At 42.5% G+C, this 6,809-nt stretch carries 4 protein-coding genes, 5 tRNA genes and 3 rRNA genes; 11 read left to right on the top strand and 1 reads right to left on the bottom strand.

Features of this window, described 5'->3' with window-relative positions; all coding sequences use genetic code 11:
* From AB4J89_RS18950 to birA, 6 genes are all read left to right on the top strand, one after another.
* Positions 1 to 1,846 (top strand): 23S ribosomal RNA (locus AB4J89_RS18950); the annotation flags it as partial.
* Between the two features lie 118 nt (positions 1,847 to 1,964).
* Positions 1,965 to 2,080 (top strand): 5S ribosomal RNA (rrf, locus tag AB4J89_RS18945).
* Positions 2,081 to 2,123: 43 nt separating this feature from the next.
* Positions 2,124 to 2,199: transfer RNA gene (locus AB4J89_RS18940), tRNA-Thr, on the top strand.
* Between the two features lie 51 nt (positions 2,200 to 2,250).
* A 5S ribosomal RNA gene (rrf, locus tag AB4J89_RS18935) occupies positions 2,251 to 2,366 on the top strand.
* Between the two features lie 165 nt (positions 2,367 to 2,531).
* Positions 2,532 to 3,566, top strand: a complete 1,035-nt coding sequence (murB, locus tag AB4J89_RS18930) for a UDP-N-acetylmuramate dehydrogenase (RefSeq protein WP_311755846.1) — start codon at positions 2,532 to 2,534, stop codon at positions 3,564 to 3,566.
* Complete coding sequence (birA, locus tag AB4J89_RS18925; RefSeq protein WP_368470327.1) at positions 3,563 to 4,525, top strand: bifunctional biotin--[acetyl-CoA-carboxylase] ligase/biotin operon repressor BirA; 963 nt, start codon at positions 3,563 to 3,565, stop codon at positions 4,523 to 4,525. The genes murB and birA overlap by 4 nt, the downstream gene beginning before the upstream one ends.
* A 129-nt stretch (positions 4,526 to 4,654) precedes the next feature.
* On the opposite strand, the gene coaA is transcribed toward birA, so the two are convergent.
* On the bottom strand, positions 4,655 to 5,602 hold the full coding sequence (coaA, locus tag AB4J89_RS18920; protein WP_088494065.1) for a type I pantothenate kinase: 948 nt from the start codon (positions 5,600 to 5,602) through the stop codon (positions 4,655 to 4,657).
* Positions 5,603 to 6,040: 438 nt separating this feature from the next.
* Here coaA and AB4J89_RS18915 point away from each other — a divergent pair.
* The 5 genes from AB4J89_RS18915 to AB4J89_RS18895 all read left to right on the top strand — a co-directional run.
* Positions 6,041 to 6,116: transfer RNA gene (locus AB4J89_RS18915), tRNA-Thr, on the top strand.
* 15 nt (positions 6,117 to 6,131) lie between these two features.
* Positions 6,132 to 6,216: transfer RNA gene (locus AB4J89_RS18910), tRNA-Tyr, on the top strand.
* Between the two features lie 82 nt (positions 6,217 to 6,298).
* A tRNA-Gly gene (locus AB4J89_RS18905) sits at positions 6,299 to 6,373 on the top strand.
* A 5-nt stretch (positions 6,374 to 6,378) separates the two neighbouring features.
* A tRNA-Thr gene (locus AB4J89_RS18900) sits at positions 6,379 to 6,454 on the top strand.
* Between the two features lie 121 nt (positions 6,455 to 6,575).
* The coding region (locus tag AB4J89_RS18895; RefSeq protein WP_286420384.1) for a GTP-binding protein at positions 6,576 to 6,809 on the top strand (234 nt) is incomplete at its 3' end.

Genomic DNA, 6,809 nt, shown 5'->3' with positions numbered 1-6,809 from the left:
GTTGGCTTAGAAGCAGCCATCATTTAAAGAAAGCGTAATAGCTCACTGGTCGAGTCGGCCCGCGCGGAAGATGTAACGGGGCTAAACCATGCACCGAAGCTGCGGCAGCGACACTATGTGTTGTTGGGTAGGGGAGCGTTCTGTAAGCCTGCGAAGGTGTACTGTGAGGTATGCTGGAGGTATCAGAAGTGCGAATGCTGACATAAGTAACGATAATGCGGGTGAAAAACCCGCACGCCGGAAGACCAAGGGTTCCTGTCCAACGTTAATCGGGGCAGGGTGAGTCGACCCCTAAGGCGAGGCTGAAAAGCGTAGTCGATGGGAAACGGGTTAATATTCCCGTACTGGTGGTAACTGCGATGGGGGAACGGAGAAGGCTAGGTTGTCCGGGCGACGGTCGTCCCGGTTCAAGCATGTAGGCAGAGTGATTAGGCAAATCCGGTCACTTAATGCTGAGGTGTGATGACGAACCACTAAGGTGGTGAAGCAATTGATGCCCTGCTTCCAGGAAAAGCCTCTAAGCTTCAGGTTACCAACAATCGTACCCCAAACCGACACAGGTGGTCAGGTAGAGAATACTCAGGCGCTTGAGAGAACTCGGGTGAAGGAACTAGGCAAAATGGTGCCGTAACTTCGGGAGAAGGCACGCTGGCGGTAAGTGAAGTCCCTTGCGGACGGAGCCGAAGCCAGTCGAAGATACCAGCTGGCTGCAACTGTTTATTAAAAACACAGCACTGTGCAAACACGAAAGTGGACGTATACGGTGTGACGCCTGCCCGGTGCTGGAAGGTTAATTGATGGGGTTATCCGTAAGGAGAAGCTCTTGATCGAAGCCCCAGTAAACGGCGGCCGTAACTATAACGGTCCTAAGGTAGCGAAATTCCTTGTCGGGTAAGTTCCGACCTGCACGAATGGCGTAATGATGGCCAGGCTGTCTCCACCCGAGACTCAGTGAAATTGAACTCGCTGTGAAGATGCAGTGTACCCGCGGCAAGACGGAAAGACCCCGTGAACCTTTACTATAGCTTGACACTGAACATTGAGCCTTGATGTGTAGGATAGGTGGGAGACTATGAAGTGTGGACGCCAGTCTGCATGGAGTCAACCTTGAAATACCACCCTTTAACGTTTGATGTTCTAACCTAGGTCCATAATCTGGATCGGGGACCGTGTCTGGTGGGTAGTTTGACTGGGGCGGTCTCCTCCTAAAGAGTAACGGAGGAGCACGAAGGTTGGCTAAGCATGGTCGGACATCATGCGGTTAGTGCAAAGGCATAAGCCAGCTTGACTGTGAGAGTGACGGCTCGAGCAGGTACGAAAGTAGGTCTTAGTGATCCGGTGGTTCTGAATGGAAGGGCCATCGCTCAACGGATAAAAGGTACTCCGGGGATAACAGGCTGATACCGCCCAAGAGTTCATATCGACGGCGGTGTTTGGCACCTCGATGTCGGCTCATCACATCCTGGGGCTGAAGTAGGTCCCAAGGGTATGGCTGTTCGCCATTTAAAGTGGTACGCGAGCTGGGTTTAGAACGTCGTGAGACAGTTCGGTCCCTATCTGCCGTGGGCGTTGGAAGATTGAGAGGGGTTGCTCCTAGTACGAGAGGACCGGAGTGAACGCACCACTGGTGTTCGGGTTGTCATGCCAATGGCATTGCCCGGTAGCTAAGTGCGGAAGAGATAACCGCTGAAAGCATCTAAGCGGGAAACTTGCCTCGAGATGAGTCTTCCCTGTCACCTTGAGTGACCTAAAGGAACGTTTAAGACTAAGACGTTGATAGGCTGGGTGTGTAAGCGTAGCGATACGTTGAGCTAACCAGTACTAATGAACCGTGAGGCTTAACCTGACAACACCGAAGGTGTTTTGTCTGAGAGACGAAAGTAGATGAAGTAAGCTTGTTTAAGATTGAATATTACTGGTTATTGCATAGAGATACACAATAACGGGTAATAAAACCGAATTTGCTTGGCGGCCATAGCGCAGCGGACCCACCTGAATCCATGCCGAACTCAGAAGTGAAACGTTGTAGCGCCGATGGTAGTGTGGGGTCTCCCCATGTGAGAGTAGGGAACTGCCAGGCATCAAATTTAGGCTGTGTCAGCCGGTGACAATAAGCCACTAGTGCTGATATGGCTCAGTTGGTAGAGCACACCCTTGGTAAGGGTGAGGTCCCCAGTTCGAATCTGGGTATCAGCACCATAAAAAATTAATTATAGCTACATAAACAGATAGTTATAAAAACCGAATTTGCTTGGCGGCCATAGCGCAGCGGACCCACCTGAATCCATGCCGAACTCAGAAGTGAAACGTTGTAGCGCCGATGGTAGTGTGGGGTCTCCCCATGTGAGAGTAGGGAACTGCCAGGCATTAAATAAGACGAGAAAGCCAACCCAATGGGTTGGCTTTTTTGCATTCTAAGACAACATCTAAAATACAGATGTAATATCTCCACACTAATCACCTATCACTTTGCTATCCTCAGCGATACTTGGCTGTTAAACTAAGCCATCAGCTAAATGAGGTGGACTTTCATGAAAGAATCGGTTTCATTGCAAGCATTTAATACATTTGGTTTGAGAGCAAAAGCTCACCAAATAGAAACTGCAAATAATAAAGATGAGCTTTGTACATATTGGCAAAATGCCCATGAGCAGAAAATGCCCACCCTTATTCTAGGTGGTGGTAGCAACGTATTATTTACAGAAGATTTTAATGGTGTTGTTATTCGCAACTGTATTGCTGGTATTGAAATTACTGAAGATGAGCAATATTGGTCTGTTCATGTTGGTGCGGGCGAAAATTGGCATGCACTTATTGAATTTCTGTTAGAAAAGAACATCTATGGACTGGAAAATTTAGCGCTGATCCCAGGAAATGTAGGTTCAGCACCAATACAAAATATCGGTGCTTATGGCAAAGAATTAAAAGATGTTTGCGCTTATGTAGATATTGTTGAACTAAGTACAGGTCATGTTCATCGATTAACTAATAATGAATGTCAGTTTGGTTACCGAGATAGTATTTTCAAGCATCATTATCAGCAAGGCTTTGCCATTGTTGCTGTAGGCTTACAGCTTAGCAAAAAATGGGAGCCTATTCTTACCTATGGCGATTTATCAAAATTATCATTAGAAACAGTAACGCCAAAAGATGTGTTTGGGGCTGTGTGCTCTATGAGAACGAGCAAACTACCCGATCCTACCATAACAGGTAATGCTGGTAGTTTTTTCAAGAATCCAATTGTTGATATTCGTATTGCACAACATTTAAAAGCGGAATATCCCTTCTGTCCGCAATATGTTCAACAAGATGGTGTAAAACTTGCAGCAGGTTGGCTGATTGATCAATGCGGTCTTAAAGGCCATCAGATTGGTGGTGCGGCTGTTCATATGAAGCAAGCACTTGTTCTTATCAATAAAGACGGTCTAGCAACGGGCAAAGACATTGTTAATTTAGCTGTATATATACGTCAAAAAGTCTTCGAGCGCTTCGGTGTGCAATTAGAGCCAGAAGTCCGTTTTATTGGTCAATATGGCGAAATCAATGCAGTGGACGCTATTTCATGAAAGAAACACCAACTCCTTTATTATTAATTGAAATTCTTGCTGACGGAAATATCCATTCAGGAGAGCAACTAGGCGAAAGCTTAGGAATGACACGCGCAGGTATTAATAAACATATTCAGACATTGCGTAGCTGGGGTATCGATGTTCAAACTGTCGCAGGAAAGGGCTATCAATTAGATGCTCCTATGAATTTGTTAAATGCGGATAGTGTAAACAAAAATATCAAAGGTGAACCTGCTAGCGTTATTCCTGTTATAGATTCTACTAACCAGTATTTGATACAACGTATTAGCGAATTAAAATCGGGTGATGTCTGCATTGCTGAATACCAGTCTGCTGGACGAGGTCGAAGAGGACGTCAATGGATTTCGCCTTTTGGTAGAAATTTATACTTGAGTATGTATTGGAAACTCGATCAAGGGCCTGCGGCTGCAATAGGACTGAGTTTGGTTGTCGGCGTTATTATGGCTGAGGTATTGCAAAAGCTTGGTGCAGATGGCGTTAAAGTTAAATGGCCTAACGATCTCTATTTAAATGATAAAAAACTTTCAGGTATTCTTGTTGAGTTAACAGGAAAAACAGGCGATGTTGCTCATATTGTCACGGGTATTGGTATCAATATTGCGATGAGTAAAAATCAAACTGAAGCTATTAACCAGCAATGGATTAACTTAGAGCAAGTTGGTATCAAAATTGATAGAAATAAACTTGCTTGTGAAATTACTAATGCACTAAGAGAAGCATTTGTTCAATTTGAAAAACAAGGGTTATCTGTGTTTATCGAGCGTTGGAAACGTTTAGATAATTTTATGGATCGCCGAGTGAAGCTTATTATTGGTGAAAAAGAGATCTTTGGTATTGCCAAGGGCATCAATGATCAAGGTGCTTTACTTTTAGAACAAGATGGAAAAATCATACCTTATATAGGTGGCGAGATTTCACTGAGAAATGCATCGTAATGCTTTAAATTGTATCGAACATCTAAAACTAAAAAGCTTTCCTTATTGGAAAGCTTTTTAGTGGTTGATACTACTTTGAATAACTGAAATACAATAATACTGAGATCCAATATTACTAATTGTTTAGATTTATTTACGTAATCGAACGTTGGTGATCGTATGATTTTGGCCTTTGGTCAGTATAAGGCTCGCTCTTTCCTTCGTCGGCAAAATATTCTGTTTTAAATTCAAACCATTAATTTCTTGCCAAATTGAAGATGCTATTTCAATAGATTCTTCTCTGCTTAATTTAGAGTAATTATTAAAATACGATTCAGGATCAGTGAACGCACCTTCTCTAAATTTTAAAAAGCGACTGATATACCAGTGTTTTAGTAATTCTTCTTCAGCATCAACATAAATAGAGAAATCTACATAATCTGATACGAAAACATTATGCGGATCATGAGGATAATCCTGATTGCTTTGTAATACATTCAATCCTTCAAGAATTAAGATATCAGGTTGCTCAATAACCTGTTTCTTATCTGGAATGATGTCATACACTAAATGAGAATAGACAGGGGCTGTTACTTGTTTCTTGCCTGATTTTATATCAGAAACGAAAGAGACAAGGCTATGCATATCATAGGATTCAGGAAATCCTTTCTTCTTCATTATCCCGCGTTTCTTTAACTCCGCATTAGGCAAAAGAAAACCATCAGTAGTAATTAAATCAACTTTACGATGTTCTGGCCAACGGGTTAAAAGTGCTTGTAGTAAACGAGCAGTGGTGCTCTTACCAACAGCAACACTGCCAGCTATGCCAATAATATAAGGGATTTTAGCGCTTCTTGTTCCAAGAAACTGCTCTAAGACGGCTTGACGACGTAAGTTAGAACTTATGTAAAAATTGAGCAATCTTGAAAGAGGAAGATAAATCTCAATGACATCATCAATAGAAATTTCTTCGTTAATCCCTTTTAAATCGGCAATCTCTTTTTCGGTTAGTGTTAAAGGAACGGAATCTCTTAACGTTGCCCAGTGCTTTCTGTCAAATTCTAAATAAGGGGTTATAAAGCGTTCTTTGTTATTCATAAGCCAACATCTGCCTAATATTCGCAGGTTGGACAGGCTGTTTAAAACACCCGTATCCGATAAAAAATAAACAGCATCATAACGAGTGATGCTTCTTAGGCGTAGATATTTTTTAAATTTTTTCTACTTTTTTTGACACGAACTGAATAAATTTGTAAAAAAAGTACAAAAAATAGTCATAAAAATAATTTTTTAGCGTAGACTAATGAGGGTGCAATTAATCTTTTTTCTAAAAATTTATTGATGATTAATAAATTTGGGACTGAATAGATAAATTAGCTTGCTAATCTATCATGAATTTTTGTTGGCATTTTGGTCGTTTTTTTCCTAAAAAATCAACAATTCAATCAAAAGTGAACAAAATCTAAGCAAAAGAACAAATATCGCAATTTTTTTGTTGCATCATGATGAAAGTCCTCCTAGAATGCGCACCACTTAGCCGGCATAGCTCAGTTGGTAGAGCAACTGACTTGTAATCAGTAGGTCCCGAGTTCGACTCTTGGTGCCGGCACCATTAAAAATTAGGTTTGGTGGGATACCCAAGCGGCCAAAGGGAGCAGACTGTAAATCTGCCGTCACAGACTTCGAAGGTTCGAATCCTTCTCCCACCACCATTAATTCCTAACTTAAGTGTTTTAAATTAGTAAACACTTAAGTAGAATACAAAGCTGATTTTAAGTCAGGTAGCCGAGTTCTGCGGGCATCGTATAATGGCTATTACCTCAGCCTTCCAAGCTGATGATGCGGGTTCGATTCCCGCTGCCCGCTCCAGATGTGCTGATATAGCTCAGTTGGTAGAGCGCACCCTTGGTAAGGGTGAGGTCGGCAGTTCGAATCTGCCTATCAGCACCACTCCTTCATGTTCTTGCCTCCCTGATTAAAATCTTAACAAGCACTAGCAAATCGCTAATTTACTTACTGCTTGGTTGATGTGGTGTAACCACCGATTCCGTGTCTTAGAGGGACAATTTAAATGTCTAAAGAAAAATTTGAACGTTCAAAACCGCACGTTAACGTTGGTACTATCGGCCACGTTGACCACGGTAAAACAACTCTGACTGCTGCAATCACTACAGTTTTAGCTAAAACTTACGGTGGTGCTGCTCGTGCATTCGATCAAATCGATAACGCACCAGAAGAAAAAGCTCGTGGTATCACCATCTCTACTTCACACGTAGAATATGACACTCCAACTCGTCACTACGCA

The organism is Proteus sp. STS61-E, assembly GCF_040932335.1.
Taxonomy (GTDB): domain Bacteria; phylum Pseudomonadota; class Gammaproteobacteria; order Enterobacterales; family Enterobacteriaceae; genus Proteus; species Proteus mirabilis_B.
This window is presented reverse-complemented; position numbering and strand designations above follow the sequence as displayed.

Bases quoted from the DNA above. Each gene is read 5' to 3' on its own strand.
- murB (WP_311755846.1), top strand. From the start codon at position 2,532: ATGAAAGAATCGGTTTCATTGCAAGCATTTAATACATTTGGTTTGAGA.
- birA (WP_368470327.1), top strand. From the start codon at position 3,563: ATGAAAGAAACACCAACTCCTTTATTATTAATTGAAATTCTTGCTGAC.
- coaA (WP_088494065.1), bottom strand. From the start codon at position 5,602: ATGAATAACAAAGAACGCTTTATAACCCCTTATTTAGAATTTGACAGA.